Annotated in this window: 16 protein-coding genes; 9 read left to right on the forward strand and 7 right to left on the reverse strand. The window is 38.8% G+C overall.

Going from position 1 to position 15,316, the window contains the following annotated elements:
* Positions 1-86: 86 nt before the first annotated feature.
* Positions 87-299 carry a hypothetical protein gene (locus AEA09_RS00930; protein ID WP_053582047.1) on the forward strand — a complete coding sequence of 71 codons (213 nt, stop codon included), beginning with the start codon at positions 87-89 and terminating at the stop codon, positions 297-299.
* 114 nt (positions 300-413) lie between these two features.
* Positions 414-1,505, forward strand: a complete 1,092-nt coding sequence (locus AEA09_RS00935) for an S-layer homology domain-containing protein (RefSeq protein ID WP_053582048.1) — start codon at positions 414-416, stop codon at positions 1,503-1,505.
* A gap of 48 nt (positions 1,506-1,553) precedes the next feature.
* Here the strand turns inward: AEA09_RS00935 and AEA09_RS00940 are convergent, their stop codons facing one another.
* Complete coding sequence (locus AEA09_RS00940; RefSeq protein ID WP_053582049.1) at positions 1,554-2,297, reverse strand: arylamine N-acetyltransferase family protein; 744 nt, start codon at positions 2,295-2,297, stop codon at positions 1,554-1,556.
* Positions 2,298-2,510: 213 nt separating this feature from the next.
* On the opposite strand from AEA09_RS00940, the gene nagB reads away from it, so the two are divergent.
* Entirely contained in the window at positions 2,511-3,224 is a 714-nt protein-coding gene (gene nagB, locus AEA09_RS00945) for a glucosamine-6-phosphate deaminase (RefSeq protein ID WP_082332535.1), read from the forward strand.
* Positions 3,225-3,691: 467 nt separating this feature from the next.
* A complete protein-coding gene (locus tag AEA09_RS00950) occupies positions 3,692-4,594 on the forward strand; it encodes a S66 peptidase family protein (RefSeq protein ID WP_082332518.1) in 903 nt (300 codons plus the stop codon).
* Positions 4,595-4,891: 297 nt separating this feature from the next.
* Here the strand turns inward: AEA09_RS00950 and AEA09_RS00955 are convergent, their stop codons facing one another.
* Together AEA09_RS00955 and AEA09_RS00960 are read right to left on the reverse strand one after the other, a co-directional pair.
* Complete coding sequence (locus AEA09_RS00955) at positions 4,892-5,404, reverse strand: hypothetical protein (protein WP_053582052.1); 513 nt, start codon at positions 5,402-5,404, stop codon at positions 4,892-4,894.
* 13 nt (positions 5,405-5,417) lie between these two features.
* A complete protein-coding gene (locus tag AEA09_RS00960) occupies positions 5,418-6,107 on the reverse strand; it encodes a B3/B4 domain-containing protein (RefSeq protein WP_053582053.1) in 690 nt (229 codons plus the stop codon).
* 60 nt (positions 6,108-6,167) lie between these two features.
* On the opposite strand from AEA09_RS00960, the gene queG reads away from it, so the two are divergent.
* On the forward strand, positions 6,168-7,298 hold the full coding sequence (queG, locus tag AEA09_RS00965) for a tRNA epoxyqueuosine(34) reductase QueG (RefSeq protein WP_053582054.1): 1,131 nt from the start codon (positions 6,168-6,170) through the stop codon (positions 7,296-7,298).
* A 14-nt stretch (positions 7,299-7,312) separates the two neighbouring features.
* Positions 7,313-7,786 (forward strand): tRNA (uridine(34)/cytosine(34)/5-carboxymethylaminomethyluridine(34)-2'-O)-methyltransferase TrmL, encoded by a 474-nt coding sequence (gene trmL / locus AEA09_RS00970; protein ID WP_053582055.1) that lies wholly within the window; start codon positions 7,313-7,315, stop codon positions 7,784-7,786.
* 81 nt (positions 7,787-7,867) lie between these two features.
* On the opposite strand, the gene AEA09_RS00975 is transcribed toward trmL, so the two are convergent.
* Complete coding sequence (locus AEA09_RS00975; protein ID WP_053582056.1) at positions 7,868-8,713, reverse strand: VOC family protein; 846 nt, start codon at positions 8,711-8,713, stop codon at positions 7,868-7,870.
* A gap of 431 nt (positions 8,714-9,144) precedes the next feature.
* On the opposite strand from AEA09_RS00975, the gene AEA09_RS00980 reads away from it, so the two are divergent.
* Complete coding sequence (locus AEA09_RS00980; RefSeq protein ID WP_053582057.1) at positions 9,145-9,324, forward strand: hypothetical protein; 180 nt, start codon at positions 9,145-9,147, stop codon at positions 9,322-9,324.
* A 78-nt stretch (positions 9,325-9,402) separates the two neighbouring features.
* Positions 9,403-10,233 carry an aldo/keto reductase gene (locus AEA09_RS00985; protein WP_053582058.1) on the forward strand — a complete coding sequence of 277 codons (831 nt, stop codon included), beginning with the start codon at positions 9,403-9,405 and terminating at the stop codon, positions 10,231-10,233.
* A gap of 49 nt (positions 10,234-10,282) precedes the next feature.
* Here the strand turns inward: AEA09_RS00985 and AEA09_RS00990 are convergent, their stop codons facing one another.
* The 3 genes from AEA09_RS00990 to AEA09_RS01000 all read right to left on the reverse strand — a co-directional run bounded on the left by AEA09_RS00990 (position 10,283) and on the right by AEA09_RS01000 (position 14,002).
* Positions 10,283-12,463 carry a 5'-nucleotidase C-terminal domain-containing protein gene (locus AEA09_RS00990; RefSeq protein WP_053582059.1) on the reverse strand — a complete coding sequence of 727 codons (2,181 nt, stop codon included), beginning with the start codon at positions 12,461-12,463 and terminating at the stop codon, positions 10,283-10,285.
* 203 nt (positions 12,464-12,666) lie between these two features.
* The gene (locus AEA09_RS00995; RefSeq protein WP_053582060.1) at positions 12,667-13,509 is read right to left on the reverse strand and encodes an RluA family pseudouridine synthase; all 843 of its coding nucleotides are present in this window, start codon (positions 13,507-13,509) and stop codon (positions 12,667-12,669) included.
* Positions 13,510-13,576: 67 nt separating this feature from the next.
* Positions 13,577-14,002, reverse strand: coding sequence for a disulfide oxidoreductase (locus AEA09_RS01000; RefSeq protein WP_053582061.1), 426 nt, complete (start codon positions 14,000-14,002; stop codon positions 13,577-13,579).
* A 190-nt stretch (positions 14,003-14,192) separates the two neighbouring features.
* Between AEA09_RS01000 and AEA09_RS01005 the strand changes: the two genes are divergently transcribed.
* Positions 14,193-15,308, forward strand: a complete 1,116-nt coding sequence (locus AEA09_RS01005) for a GAF domain-containing sensor histidine kinase (RefSeq protein WP_053582062.1) — start codon at positions 14,193-14,195, stop codon at positions 15,306-15,308.
* Positions 15,309-15,316: the final 8 nt, after the last annotated feature.

Raw genomic sequence — 15,316 nt, forward strand, 5'->3', positions numbered from 1 at the left:
GTCTGATACCAAGCAAAATCATGCAGTACCTAAAATTAGATTGTCTAAAATCTTGATGTAGATTCAAAAGAAATATGGGTGATGTTATGGAATTGAAAACATTGTATAAATCCTATAAAGAAGAAACAAAGTCGATGTATGTTGAATATGAACGCCAACAAACATCTGTGTCCTTATTAAATTTCGTAAGGGCTGAGGCGAGATTAAATGGTTTTGTGACAGCGTTACAGTATGTAAAGCAGACAAAGGAAATTGCTGAGATTATTAAGGATTACAAAGTAGGACAACTTTTTAAGTAGGTTCAAAAAAAAGACTTATTTGAAAGTTTTTTAAATCACTTTTAAAAATTGTTTTTAAATCAAGGGGAAGGTGAATAGTATAAGAATAAGGAATACTAAATAGGAGTGAAAGCTATGAAACAAATTGTTGCGGTGATATGTCTGTCTATGATTTTTGTTTGGGTGTCGCCAATTGAACAGGTTGATGCAGCGAGTTTTAATGATGTGACTAGGAACCATACGTTAATAACAGAAATTGATTATTTAGTAGATAGAGAGATTATAAAGGGTTATCCTGATGGTTCTTTTAAGCCTAATAATAATGTGACGAGAGCACAAGTAGCGGTACTATTAACACGTGCATTAGGATTGAACACATCTAATATAAAAAACCCTAATTATCAAGACATACCCGTGACCCATATTTATTACAAAGAAATAGCAGCCGCTCACAGTGCAGGGATTTTTCAGTCTGCGCATAATTTCAACCCAGGTGCTACGATTTCAAGAGGAACGATGGCTCTTATTTTGCAAAGGGCATTTCATTTAAAAGGTTCGGATCCGTATCATTTTGAAGATGTTACGAAGAATACAGATGGCTATCAGGCTATTTCTGCAGTGGCGAATAATAGTATCACGAGGGGCTATCGGGATGGTACATTTAAGCCAAAGGTAACACTGAAACGGGCCCATTTTTCAGCATTTTTGGCAAGAGCCTTAACAGTTACAAAACTTAAAATAATGAAGGATCGTAACTATATGTACACTTATGCCTTCAAATCACCTGAGGATAATCAGACGTATATATTAAATTATCAGTATAGCCGTAATGATGATAAAAATGATATCTGGACGATTACCAATACGACGAATAATAAACTATTTAATGATGAATTGCTATACGATGGGGGTTCCGTTTATGGGCAAGCAATTGCTCAAGATTTTAGCTCTCATTATGATTTGTATATAGAGCTGCCTCTAAGAATAGGCATTATTAAGCATGAAGATGATGAAGGTATAAGTAGCGGTGTCCGCATAACGGTGAACGATACAAATGCTACACATCAAGCAGGAGGAGTAACCTATAAGAATGTCGTTATTCTTGAAGAAACGACTGTATTTAACAGTGATGTGAATGTGTATTACTATGCAGATAACGTAGGCTTAATAAAGCAGATGAAAAACGGAAAAAATAATTACGAGCTTCTTAAACGCACAGCCTATTAAATGAAAAAGGATGCATCTTTAACGTAAAGTTAAGAAGCACCCTTTTTCCTACGTAATAGAAATATGGAAATAACGCTTTAGCGCTTGTTGCCATTCTTGCTCAGTGTGAGTGGTATAGGTTGTTAAGGTATTACCTTCGTAAATGCGGAATTCATTGTTCAACATCGTATTGCGACCACGAGCAGTTCGAATCATGGCAATTTTGTTCGGTTGTGTAGAAAGTCTTGGGGCAAATTTAGCATCACTTGCATCATCAGTAAAGCTATAAAGTAAACGCCAATCGTGAGAAGTTTGTTCGTACAGCATCCAGCCGTATGTATCATCTTGTTCGATCTTATAGAGCTCATTACCTTCTCGGTGCTTATGCCCAGCAAGGAGTGGGACAGGCTTACATGGAGCTAGAGCCCCAACGCCGACATCTGTTATATAAGAAAGTCCTGCAAATGTCACGACGAGTAGCTGGTGCATCGGTACATTTTCTAGTGGTGTATCTGCATCTATATTGCGCCAAAATTGTGCGTAGCGATTTTTTACAGAAAAGCCAAGTTCACGTAGTAGCCAACTAAAAAGTATATTAAGTTCAAAACAATTCCCGCCGCGTTTTTGAACAATCAGTTTTTTAAATAAATTAGGAATAGAGAATGATATGCCTCGTTTCATGGAGACATCTAAATTTTCGTATGGGATTGCGTGGAGATGGCATGTTTGTAAATGACCTAGTAGTTTAATAGACGGTTCTATAGATCCTTGAAATTTAATATGCTGTAAATATTGTTGTATGTGTGCATTCATGAAATGTCGCCTCGCTTCCTTACTATTTAACATAACCGAAATTTACAAAGAATACACGTCGAAAGTTAGCGAAAGAAAATAATAGTAATGTAGAGCAATAAATTGTAATATTAATTTGTTAGCTTTTATGTAGTGGGATATTATCCATTTGAAATTAACAATAAAAATGCTTATAAGGTAGGTAAATATATGACGAGTGTAATGAAGAATACCATTAAGTGGGTTGAAGTCAATTCATATGATGAAATGAGTGAGGTTGCTGCCAATATTTTCACGGCACAACTACAAGCAAAACCAGATAGTGTTTTAGGTTTAGCAACAGGTGGTTCACCAGTAGGGATGTACGAGGAATTAGTAAAGCGTCAGCAAGCTGGACAAATTTCATTTAAAGATGTGAAGACGTTTAACTTAGATGAATATGTTGGATTGGAGCAGTCTAACCCTGCAAGTTATTGGACATTTATGCATGACGTTTTATTTAATCATGTGGATGTGAAGGAAGAAAACATTCATCTACCAAATGGCAAGGCGGCAGATTTAGCGATTGAATGTCAGGCATATGATGCACGTATTGCGGAAGCTGGAGGCATTGATTTGCAATTATTAGGTATTGGCGTAAACGGGCATATCGGTTTTAATGAGCCAGGCACGCCGTTTACTTCATTAACGAATATTGTAGAGCTAACAGAGTCAACACGTACAGAAAATGCAATTTATTTTGATAACCCAGCAGATGTACCAACACATGCAATTACGATGGGTATTCAGTCCATTATGAATGCAAAGGCTATTGTATTAATTGCCTTTGGTGCGAAAAAGTTAGAGGCGATGGAGAAGTTACGTAGTGGTGTCGTGACAGAGGATTTCCCAGCGAGCCAATTATTGAATCATCCAAATGTAACTGTTATTTATGGCGGTACGAAATAATTAAAATAAGCGCAGACTTCGAATAAACGAAGTCTGCGTTTATCTATTTTTACTGGATAGTTGTGTAATGTAAGCCGATATAAACAAGCGCATTGAATGCAGCAACTCCAGTGAAAGAAAGAATAAGAACGATGGGGCCAATGTGCATTGAGCATGCGCCTGTCACGTTTTAAGCTGCCATAAGCATTCGGTAAGAAGATGATGAAGGTGACACACCAGCGTAGGAAGGCAAGTGTAAGTGGTGATATGACCCACTTACGGCACGACCAATAACAAAATTACCACCTCATAAAAGTGTAGCGAGTAGTAATAGTGTGGACGGAGGAATTTTCATGGTCATAAAACTCCTTTAATAGTCAGAATACTACCGTCAATTATTGACGTTACTGTTTGCAATAATCAGTGGTATGACGAAGCTTTGCGTATGTGCATATGCTAGAATGATAAAAAGAACAGGAGGGGTTACGGTGAAAAGTACAGCACCACATTTAGTGAAGGGTGACACAGTTGGACTCGTAGCATTATCGAGTGCCGTAGAGGTAGAAGAATTAGGTGAAGCGTTGGCATTTTTAGATGAGCTTGGATTACGTTATAAAGTTGGTTCAACTATTGGCGCAAAGTACAAGTATTTAGCAGGTACGGATGAAGAGAGACTAGCTGATTTTCATGCAATGGTTGAGGACCCTGAGGTTAAGGCGATTTTTTGTGTGAGAGGTGGCTATGGTTGTGCACGTATTGCAGAGAAAATCGACTATACGCTATTAACAGAAAATCCGAAAATTTTCTGGGGATTTTCAGACCTTACATATATGCACATAGCGATTAATGAATTTTCAGATTTAGTGACATTTCACGGGCCGATGATTATGACAACGCGAAAGATGGATGAGATTTCGAAAAAGATGTTTTTACAGTTGTTTACCCCTATGGAAGTGCAGTATACAGAAATAATTTCGCCTCTGACTACAATAGCGTCAGGAGTGGCACGTGGCCAACTCACAGGCGGTAATTTAAGACGGCTTGTTAGTACGCTTGGTACGAAGTTTGAAATTCGGACGGAAGGAAAAATTCTTGTTTTAGAAGATATTGCAGAAACAATTCCTCGTATTGATTCTATGCTGCAACAGTTAAAGCAGGCACGAAAATTGGATCATTTAGCAGGCGTTGTGATTGGCTCATTTACACAAACAGAAGCGGATGAAGCTGAGTTACTAACGCTAATGGAAGAGTACTTTGCTGATTTAGAAGTACCAGTAGTAGCTGGTTTTAAAATTGGGCATGAAACAACGAATATTGCTATTCCACTAGGTGTTGAAGCTATTTTAGATGCCAAGGAAAAGGTATTGCGAATTTTACCTGGCGTACATTAAATAGAAGAGCTTTCTGCAGAATAATTCCTGCAGAAAGTTTTTTTAATACGGTTTACATCGTGCCCTTTTTATACATAAAAACCCCTCTTACACACAAGGTGCAAGAGAGGTTTATGAATGGCATTTTCGACTAAATTACATGCTTGTTTGGAGTATGGCCGTTGCCTTTAGTTGGTTATTGGTCATCGGTCATAAAGTAACAGGTGACATGTTATTGGTTTAGTAAGGTTGTCTACTTATAAGTAGGGCGTCGAAAACAGCACATCCATCTCGGATTGGAGTCTCACCGCCCCGAGTTTAGAAATAGCGAGAATCGTCGAAGTTAATTTCGACACTGTAGTTTTTTGCATTAATTAAATTTGAGAGCTTATGTGCATCTTTTTCAAGCGTAGCGGCACGTTCACGGTACTCTTCTGGTTCATATAATGCGACTTCATAAAGCATAGTACCTTCACCATAGCCCATACGCACTGTTTCTTTTTCGTGCATGCTAAATTGCTTACAGAGCTCAGCTTCTGCCCGGAGTTGTGTTGCTAGCTCAATCGCTTCGACAAGGGCTAGCTTTTCATTTTTAAATTCGACTGTATTTTGAATGTTTGCTCCATATACAAGGCGGTCTAATGTACGCATATCAAGTCGAACCTGCGCAAGCTCAGTCTCAATTGTCGTCATTGAGCGATTACTTGTTTTTGGCGTTTGTCCTTTTTCAACGGTCACAAAGGCACTACGATGCAACTCACCTATCAGCTCCTGCACCTTTTTAGCTAAAACACTTTTCAATTTGACTGCTTCTGCAAGATTAATTGTCATGAAAACACATCCTTTATAGTGTAGTAGTTGGTGTTACATTTGTTAAGAGGGCAGTGGCATAATCACCGCCATGGATTTGGTTAAACATTCTTCCAGCAGAAGCTAGTAGTTTTTCTGCTTCTTCGTTTGATAAAGATGGTCGAAGATAGAAGATATGCAAAGCCTCAGTCGTTTCTTCTGTTACAGCAGTTCGCTTTGAATCGACGAATGGTGAGCCAAATGCACTTTCTTCATCTCGACTATATAGAATGTTTTGTAGCGAATTGAAGCGGCCATTTAAACCCTCATAGCCAGTTTCTTCATTCCCAAGCGCAATTTCCACGTTGCCTTTAATATGAGCGACATCGTAAATACCGATTGGAATTTCGTATTGCAATGAGAAGAAGTTATTTAAATCAACACCCGAATGAAACGGTGTAATATAGTTTTGTTTACCAACACGACGCATGAGGCTTTCCGCAGCGTGACGATAACGGTTTGGATCTGCACCGAGCTTTTTCCATAACTTGCGCCATTCTGCAATACCTGCGCGTTCTGTCACAGGTGTTTCTTGCATTTCTAAATACAAATTTTCCTGATACAATTGCATACGCCCTTTAATCATTTGAGGCGATTCTGCTACGACAATTTTGGTATAATGGATAATGCCGATTTTAAGTTCGGGATGTTGTGTAGAAAGAGATGGATGTAGTGAAACTTCCATAGAATCATCACCTACTTTATATATTTCTATTATTGTATCATGTAAGGAGTTGGAATAAAAATGAACATACGTGAATTACAAAGTGAATTTGTGGCGTATGCACAATCCATTGGGGTCGACAAAATTGGCTTCACAACGGCAGCTCCGTTTACTGAATTAAAAAATCGACTGCGACGTCAGCAAGAACTTGGCTATCAATCGGGTTTTGAGGAAGCAGATATTGATAAACGAACAGAACCATTGCAACTACTTGACGGTGCAGAAAGTATCGTGGCCATTGCAGTAGCCTATCCGTCACGTATGCAGGATGCTCCTGTTGGCAAGAAGGGAGCAAGACGTGGGATTTTTTGCCGTGCTTCTTGGGGTATCGATTATCACACGGCTTTGCGTGAACGGTTGACGCTGTTAAAAGATTGGCTAGAAGAGCGCATAGAGGGTGTGCGTATTGAATCGATGGTTGATACAGGAGCACTTGTTGATCGTGCTGTTGCGGAGCGTGCTGGTATTGGTTGGAGTGGCAAAAACTGCTCTATTATTACGCCTGAATTTGGTTCTTACGTGTATTTAGGAGAACTTATTACGAATATTCCTTTTGCACCGGATACACCGATGGAGGATGAATGCGGTGATTGTCGCTTATGCCTTGATGTTTGTCCAACTGGTGCCTTAATTGAAGGAGGGCAGCTTGACTCTCAGCGTTGTATTGCCTTTTTGACGCAGACGAAGGGTAGTTTACCAGACGAGTTTCGCTCACATATTGGTAATCGTTTGTATGGCTGTGATACATGCCAAACCGTTTGCCCGAAAAATAAAGGGAAGATTAATTGGATTCATGAGGAGTTTAAGCCTGATCCAGAGCTAGCAAAGCCATTACTTGTGCCACTGCTCACGATTTCAAATCGTGAATTTAAAGAGAAGTTTGGGCATGTTTCAGGATCTTGGCGTGGGAAAAAGCCGATTCAACGTAATGCTATTTTTGCACTTGCCCATTTTAAAGAAGAAGCGGCTGTGCCGGATTTAGTGGCGCTACTTGAAAAGGATAGTCGTCCTGTTATCCGAGGAACGGCAGCGTGGGCATTAGGCAAGATTGGTGGAGACGTCGCAGAAGCAGCGTTACTCACGGCGAAAGATAAGGAACAAGACGAGGAAGTACTCGTTGAAATTGATAAAGGTTTACAATTTTTTAGTTAAGGAAGTGTGCCGTTATGCCATTGCATATCGTTTTATATCAACCAGAAATTCCAGCAAATACAGGTAATATTGCACGTACTTGTGCTGGTACCAATACATCCCTACATTTAATTCGTCCACTTGGTTTCTCTACAGACGATAAAATGTTAAAGCGTGCCGGCTTAGATTACTGGCATAGCGTGAATGTTGTGTATCATGATTCGCTTGAAGATTTTTTAGAAGTATCTAAAAACGGAGATTTGTATTTAATCGAAACATATAGCGAAGAGCCTTTCACGACGCATGACTTTAGTGATAAGGACCGTGATATTTACTTTATGTTTGGTAAGGAGACTACTGGTCTACCAAAGGATTTTGCTTACGAGCGTCGTGATATGTGTTTACGTATTCCGCAAAGTGAGCATGTGCGTTCATTGAACTTATCGAATACAGCTGCAATCGTAATCTACGAAGCATTGCGTCAGCAGGGGTATCCCGGATTAAATTGAAAATCGAACGGAACAAAACGAAAAAGGCAACTCTCACATTTTTAAAGTGAGAGTTGCTTTTTCTTTATTCGTAATTATTTTCTAAAATTTTAGTAAAACTACGTTACCAGCAGGGTCTTCTGTTTGGAATCCGCCATCAAACTCAATGACAGGTGCACCAATTGCTCGTAGATTTTCTTTCATATTTGCTGCTTGTGCTTCGTTGTCTAAAATTAGTGAATATGTTTTTAAGCCAATTTGGTTTTCGCCAAGTTTAGGTGCATTTTCAGAATACCAAGTGTTTAAGCCTATATGGTGATGATAGCGACCAGTAGAGATGAATAATGCCTGCCCACCGTAGCGAGTTACGACGTCAAAACCTAAGCCCTTCGTATAAAATTCTTCTGCAGCACTTAAGCTAGAAACAGATAAATGAATATGTCCCATAACAGTACCAGCAGGTAGTCCATTCCATTCTCCATTTGCTTCGGCTAAAATAGCTGGAATATTCAACGGATCTGTCACCATATGGACCTGATCAGATGTCCAAGTCCAATTTTCTTCTGGACGGTCAATATAAATTTCAATGCCATTATCATCTGGATCCTGTAAATAAAGTGCTTCGCTCACATCATGATCTGATGCACCAAAGTAGACGCCAGTTTGACGGAAATGTGTGATAATGTTTGCTAAGTCACGGCGTGTTGGTAATAGCAGCGCAAAGTGATATAGCCCAGTTGTGAAACCTGTTTTTTCTTCAACAGCATCAGGTTGGACAATTGTTAGTAACGCTGTTTGGCCATCTGCTGTTAAAGTTGCTTTTTTTGTTTCCACAGTTAAAATTTTAAAGCCAATTACCTCTTGATAATATTTTAAAGAACGTTGTAAATCCCTTACTTTAATTTCTACATTTGTAACGTACGTATTAGGTTTTTCATGAAAGTGCATAATAGTTTGCCTCCGAATTGTAGTTATTATTAATTATCAACTTACTTTGTGTAAGTAAGTATATTTTATAAAGTGATTAATGTCAAGCAATACTATTTTCTCACCAAAAAAGAGAAGTAACCATTTAGGCTACTTCTCTTAAATTAAGAAAAACACTAAGTATGTCAGCATACTTAGTGTCTTTCTCAAGGTATTATTTGTCCGCTTTGTAGTTGCCTTCGTAACCAGCAGTGAAAATAGCAGCAAGGAAAGCAGCTGAAACACCAATAATTAATAATAAACTCATGGAAGAACCCTCCTCATGTTTGTAAAGAAATCTCTATTTAGTATAGCCTATTTCCCATAAAAATGAAATGATCTTACTGAATAAAATATGTCAGAAATGGTTCATCTATAAAGTTTTAGGGAAAACTATACTAGAGGTGATGAAAATGGAGAAAAAAGTTCCGAATATCGAAAATGGTACTATGGCAGCAAATTTTGAAGAGGTAAAAGAGTTGGGAAAACAAATGGAACGTATGCGCGATGGTGTAGAATTGGCTGAGGATAATCGCATTGCAGATCCTATCCAACTCAATGAAGATGAAAAACGAGATAATAAAAAAAGCTAAAATCATCGATGCTATACCACTTTTCTTAAATACAATATTTTGTATAATGGTACTAGGAAAAGAAAGGGGTTGGAGCGTGTGAATTTACAATCAACGAAAACATTAACAAATGGTATCGAAATGCCTCGCCTTGGCTTAGGCGTATACAAAATGACGGAGCGAGAAGAAACACTTCAGGCTATCGACAAGGCACTAAAAGTTGGGTATCGCGCGATTGATACTGCCTCTTTATATGGCAATGAGGTAGAAGTAGGAGAAGCAATTCGTTATTCTGGTGTTGCGCGAGAAGATATATTCGTGACGACAAAAGTTTGGAATAGTGACCATGGCTATGATGCAACGTTACGTGCTTTTGAAGTATCATTGAAAAAATTGAACTTGGATTATCTAGATTTATATTTAACACACTGGGCAGTTCCGGAAACATTTGAAGAAACGTATCGCGCTATTCAACGTTTATATGATGAAAAACTAATTCGTGCTACCGGCGTTTCTAACCACCATGAGCACCATCTAGAAAAGCTACTAGCCAAGGCGAATATTGCACCAATGGTTAATCAGGTGGAAGTGCATCCGTATTTACAGCAAGACGGATTAAAGGCGTTTTGTCGTGAACATAAAATTGCTGTAACAGCTTGGTCGCCACTTGGCCGCGGTGGAGTGCTAAATGATCCTGCTATTCTTGAAATCGCTCAGGAAGTAGGGAAGACGGCGGCGCAGGTTGTTTTACGTTGGCATTTACAAAATGATACAATTATTATTCCGAAATCTGTAACACCTAGTCGTATAGAGGAAAATGCACAAATTTTTGATTTTGAATTAACACCAGTGCAAATGGAAAAATTGCATGCTTTAAATCGTAATCAGCGTTTTGGTCAGGATCCAGATAACTTTAAATTCGACTTTTAAGAAAAAAAGCCCGCTCTCTATGATGAGAAGCGGGCTTTTTAGTAGGCAATTATTTCGTTTCTTTTACAAAAGGAATGTAATTCGAAAGCATTTTTGCCATATGTGCGCGTGTAGCTTTGTTCCCAGGCATGAATTTACCATTAGAACCGCTAGCAATGCCAAGATCTTTCACTAAAGCAATTGCATTTTGTGTTTCAACATTATAAGCAGCGATATCGCTAAAGTCAGCTGTTAATCCAGTTTTTGTATCGTTTTGTAACTCATATGCTCGCGCAAACATTAGAGCTAGCTGTGAGCGTGTTACTTTCGCTGCAGGATCAAATTTACCGTTTTGGCCTTTTACGATACCAGCTTCAGCAAGTGCTGTAATCTCTTTTTGTGTAGCTTCTTCTAAACTAGTAATATCTGAGAATACTACATTACCTTTTGCTTCAAGTTTTAATGCACGTGCGATGAATGATGCCGCTTGTGCACGTGATAAGTTAGCATTTGGCGAATAAGTAGTTGCTGAAGTACCCTGTGTTAAATCACGGTAGTAAAGGTCACGTACATAACCTTCTGTTTCAGAGCCTTTTTTAATATCTGTGAATGGGATTGTAGCAATAATGCGACCTTCTACTTTAGCATCTACATTTTTAAGAGAGTTTAAATGCTCAATGAACATTTCAAAATCAATCGTACCAGGCTCACTAACACGACCATCTGCATAAACTTTTGCTAAAGTTTCGAAACCGTCGCCGCCTTTAGCAGTGAATGTATTTGTTGCACCTTTATAAGTAGCTCCTTTATCTAGTTCTTTCCCATTTAGAGTAATAGATTTCACACGTTTGCCTGCTTCTGCTTTACCATCAAACTGTACTTGTAAACCAGAGAAGTGTAAGAAGCCACCAAATTCTTTCGGGAAGTCTTTTACGCTATGCTCAGCGATTTCATAGATTTCTGCACCTGTCATTTTCACGATACCTAGTGCGTTACCGAAAGGCATCACTGTCATGACTTCACCTACCGTAATATCACCAGCGTCGATGCCAGCACGGATACCACCACCATTTGAGAAGGCAAATTGTACTTCAGGGTCAATTTTTTTAGCACCAGCTAGCATACCATCAGTAATGACATTACCAAGGTTTGTTTCACCCGCGCGAACGCCCCAAATGCCACGTTTACCGTCTAATGTAGTTACAGCTTTGTTACCAGTAGATTGTAGCTTCACTGCAGAAATTTTCTCAGTGTATGGTGCAAGAAGTGCCGCAGCTTCTGCATCAGCTTCTACAGGTTTATCTTTATCATTTAGGGCATGAAGTTGACCTAAATATTCTACAACAGCGCCGTTATCGCTGAATGTAAGGTCTAGCTCACCTAAGTTTTCACTATATTGCCCCGTTTGTACGATGATTGTTGGGTTTTTGAAAGAAGTTTTAGCTTCAACAGCTTTTGTTAATTTTGTATGTGTGTGACCACCTACGATCACGTCAATACCTTCTACAGCTGAAGCTAATAATTGATCATTGTCAAAATCTTTCGAATCATCAAAGCCCAAATGTGTAAGTGCGATAATTTTGTCTACACCTTGTTTTTCAAATTCAGCCACAGCTTGTTTCGCAGAATCGATGTATTTCGCAAATTGAACATTAGCAACACTAGAAATAGATGGTGTTTCTTCTGTTGTTAAACCGAAAATACCAACTTTTTCTCCATTGATATCTTTAATAATACCGTTGTAGATTTTACCGTTTTCGAAATCTTTAGTAACTGTTTGGAGCTGTAATCCATTAAATAATGAGTCTTTTGAGAAATCTAGATTACTACCTAGTAAAGGGAAATTAGCACCTTTTACAAATTTCGCAAGTGCTGCATGTCCTTCAGGGCTTGACCCTAAATCAAATTCATGGTTACCGAATACCATTGCATCGTAACCCATTAAGTTCATTAACTTCATATCAACTTCTCCAGTGAATTGATTGAAGTATAGAGTACCTGAGAATACATCACCAGCGTCTAAAAGTAATGAGTTTTCATTTGCTTCTCGGAGTTCTTTTACTTTCGTAGCTCGTTGTGGTGCGGCTTCTACATGCGCATGTGTGTCATTTGAGTGTAGAATTGTTAATTTAAAACCTTCTTTTGCAGTAGTTGTTGTTGTCGTTTCCTCTGCTTGTACGGTTTGGAAACCTGGTACAGCTAGTAAACTTGCAACGAGTGTAGTTGCAGCAACACTTTTAACCCATTTCATCAATGAATTCCTCCCTCATTTACGTCAGATGACTGACAATTCAATATTATTCTATCATGAAAAAAATGCGTCGTCATTACCATTTATGGAAATATAATAATAATATTTTAGTTAAATTTATGTAAATAATATAAAAATAATATATTTATATTTTAAAATATAAAAAAACCGCTAACTTAGTCCTGTTAGCGGCTGAATGTTTGTTATTGAACGGTATCTTTCACAATGATGCGTTTATTTAAGAATGGATGTTCAAACTCTAATTGAATTGCATGTAATTCATAGTCACCACTTTCAGTTTCGCGAGCGTCATACATCGTATCTCCGATGATTGGATGTCCAATATGTGCCATGTGTACGCGGATCTGATGTGTGCGTCCTGTTTCTAGAATAAGATGAACGACACATGAATGTTTATAGCGTGCCACTACTTCATAATGTGTAACAGCGTGCTGCCCAGTGTGAGAAACGACACGACGAGTAGCATGATGACGGTCTTTCCCTATAGGTTCAGCAATCGTACCAGATGTTGAACGTAAATTTCCCTGCACCTCTGCAGCATACATACGAATAATAGATTTTTCCTCAATCATACGGTCAAAAATTGATTTTGCTAGTGGGTGTTTAGCAACAAGTAGTAAACCCTTTGTACCTTGGTCTAGACGATGTACATGCTCGGCATAGACACCGCCATTTTCCTGTACATGCGCCATCACATGATTCATACAAGTATGTGTGTCCCGTTCATCATTTGGATGTGTTGACATGCCTTTAGGTTTTGACACGATTAAACAATGATCATCCTCGTAAACAATGTCAATGGCACAAACCGGAGTCGGTTTATAGCTTGAAGCAGGGACAGGGAATGCGAATTTAACAACTGTTCCAGCGGGAAGTGGATCATTCCACTGAATTGGCTCGCCGTCTGTTGTTGTGACAGCCTTTGCCATACGTAGTTCGTGTACAAGTTTTTTACCAAGGCGCCAATTGTTACGTAACAATTCTTCAATTGTTAATTTATTTTCGATGATTTCATATTGAAACATAGATATTCCTCCGTAAAAAAAGCAGTATTCCATTAGTAGAACACGGCTTTTTTAAGATTTTTGGTTATTATTTTGCCATTTTTTCAGCTTTCATTAAATAGAAGCTAGCACCTGCGATTAAGATGAATGCAGTTAGTGCTAAGAATGGGATCGTGATAAAGCCAAACCAGTTAATGTATTGACCAGTACATGACACCATACCACAGGACGGTGCAGACTCTGATAAAAAGCTAATTTTTTGAATGCCGTAATGATAGAGCGATACAGAACCACCCATAATTGCAAATACAGCAGTTGTTAGCGCAATACGAGCATTTTTTTGAATAAAAGCAATAGTTGTCATAATAACAATTGGATACATGAAAATTCGTTGAATCCAACACATTTTACAAGGCTCATAGCCACGAATTTCAGAAAAATAAAGCGATCCAAACGTTGCAACGATAGACACAATCCAAATGAATAGTAAGCTATTCTCTACTTTTTTAGACATATGCAACTCTCCTTAAGTAATGCATTTACTTGTTCGATTATAGAGGTTTCAAATTTAGAAGTAAATTAATTATGTAGACTGATTTATTATGGTCCATCAAATCAGTCAAAAGTATGAATGGCTTTCTCCTTACGAAACAGGCGGGAAGTGATATGATAGAAGTAACAGATGCCGAAGAAGAGGTGTTTTTGTGAAAGAAGCAGAACATTCAAATATCAGTATTTTAAAAGAAATCGCTGAACTATTAAATGAAGAAACTGAAATTGTCACGATGCTAAAAGGGGCACTCGTGCAATTTTTAAATGGAACGAATTTTGAAACCGGCTGGATTTTTTTTATTGATGAAAAGGGGCGCTCTGAGCTCGTTGTTCATGAAAATTTGCCAGAGGCGCTTGAACATAGAAGTTGTCACTATTTGCAAAAGGGTGGCTGCTGGTGTGTTTCCCGCTATCGCAATGAGGAATTAAAAAAGGCTTCCAATATTATTGAATGCCAGCGCATCGAAAGTGCGATTTCAGCGAATGTTGGCGACCATGCAGGTATCACACATCATGCAACAGTGCCACTGCAATCGGGGCAAGAACGCTTTGGTGTGCTGAATGTGGCATCGAAGGATACCGTACGCTTTTCAGAAGAAGAGCTCGCATTACTTGAGTCGGTGGCTTTTCAAATGGGATCAGCCATTAAGCGTATTTTACTAACGAAGCAAGAACAAGAAATGGCACTCGTTAAGGAACGAAATCGGTTAGCACGTGATTTACATGACTCTGTGAATCAGTTACTATTTTCTGTTACGTTAACGGCTAGAGCAGGTATTGAAATGAGCGAGGATCCTGATGTAAAGGAAACGTTTAAAGAGATTCAGCATTTAACGCAAGATGCCTTAACAGAGATGCGTGCGTTAATTTGGCAACTACGTCCAAAGGGCTTGGAAAATGGCTTACTAGAAGCAATTAAAGTGTACGCGGAAATGCTGGGATTGAAATTACAGGTAACGGTTTCGGGTGTTCTGCAATTCCCATCACGTATTGAAGAGACACTGTTTCGCGTGGCGCAGGAGGCACTTAATAATGTGCGTCGTCATGCAGGCGTAACGGAAGCTGCCCTTTATATTACGGTGACAGCGACTGATATTTTACTCGTGATTCGTGATGAAGGACGAGGGTTTGTCATCGATAAAAATGCCAAGCTATTATCAATGGGTTTACAGTCGATTAAAGATCGTGCGAAATCCGTAGGAGGCACGGCTGATTGGGTAAGTGAAATTGGCAAAGGAACGGAATTATTAATCCGTTTGCCGTATTAAAGGGGGAA

The sequence above is a fragment of the Lysinibacillus contaminans genome (assembly GCF_001278945.1).
Classification (GTDB): Bacteria; Bacillota; Bacilli; order Bacillales_A; family Planococcaceae; genus Lysinibacillus; species Lysinibacillus contaminans.

What these genes read in the sequence shown, in the direction of transcription:
- trmL (WP_053582055.1), top strand. Translation starts at nt 7,313, where the DNA reads ATGCCATTGCATATCGTTTTATATCAACCAGAAATTCCAGCAAATACA.
- AEA09_RS00980 (WP_053582057.1), top strand. Translation starts at nt 9,145, where the DNA reads ATGGAGAAAAAAGTTCCGAATATCGAAAATGGTACTATGGCAGCAAAT.
- AEA09_RS00975 (WP_053582056.1), bottom strand. Translation starts at nt 8,713, where the DNA reads ATGCACTTTCATGAAAAACCTAATACGTACGTTACAAATGTAGAAATT.
- AEA09_RS00995 (WP_053582060.1), bottom strand. Translation starts at nt 13,509, where the DNA reads ATGTTTCAATATGAAATCATCGAAAATAAATTAACAATTGAAGAATTG.
- AEA09_RS00930 (WP_053582047.1), top strand. Translation starts at nt 87, where the DNA reads ATGGAATTGAAAACATTGTATAAATCCTATAAAGAAGAAACAAAGTCG.
- AEA09_RS00940 (WP_053582049.1), bottom strand. Translation starts at nt 2,297, where the DNA reads ATGAATGCACACATACAACAATATTTACAGCATATTAAATTTCAAGGA.
- AEA09_RS00955 (WP_053582052.1), bottom strand. Translation starts at nt 5,404, where the DNA reads ATGACAATTAATCTTGCAGAAGCAGTCAAATTGAAAAGTGTTTTAGCT.
- AEA09_RS00960 (WP_053582053.1), bottom strand. Translation starts at nt 6,107, where the DNA reads ATGGAAGTTTCACTACATCCATCTCTTTCTACACAACATCCCGAACTT.
- AEA09_RS01000 (WP_053582061.1), bottom strand. Translation starts at nt 14,002, where the DNA reads ATGTCTAAAAAAGTAGAGAATAGCTTACTATTCATTTGGATTGTGTCT.
- queG (WP_053582054.1), top strand. Translation starts at nt 6,168, where the DNA reads ATGAACATACGTGAATTACAAAGTGAATTTGTGGCGTATGCACAATCC.
- AEA09_RS00935 (WP_053582048.1), top strand. Translation starts at nt 414, where the DNA reads ATGAAACAAATTGTTGCGGTGATATGTCTGTCTATGATTTTTGTTTGG.
- AEA09_RS00990 (WP_053582059.1), bottom strand. Translation starts at nt 12,463, where the DNA reads ATGAAATGGGTTAAAAGTGTTGCTGCAACTACACTCGTTGCAAGTTTA.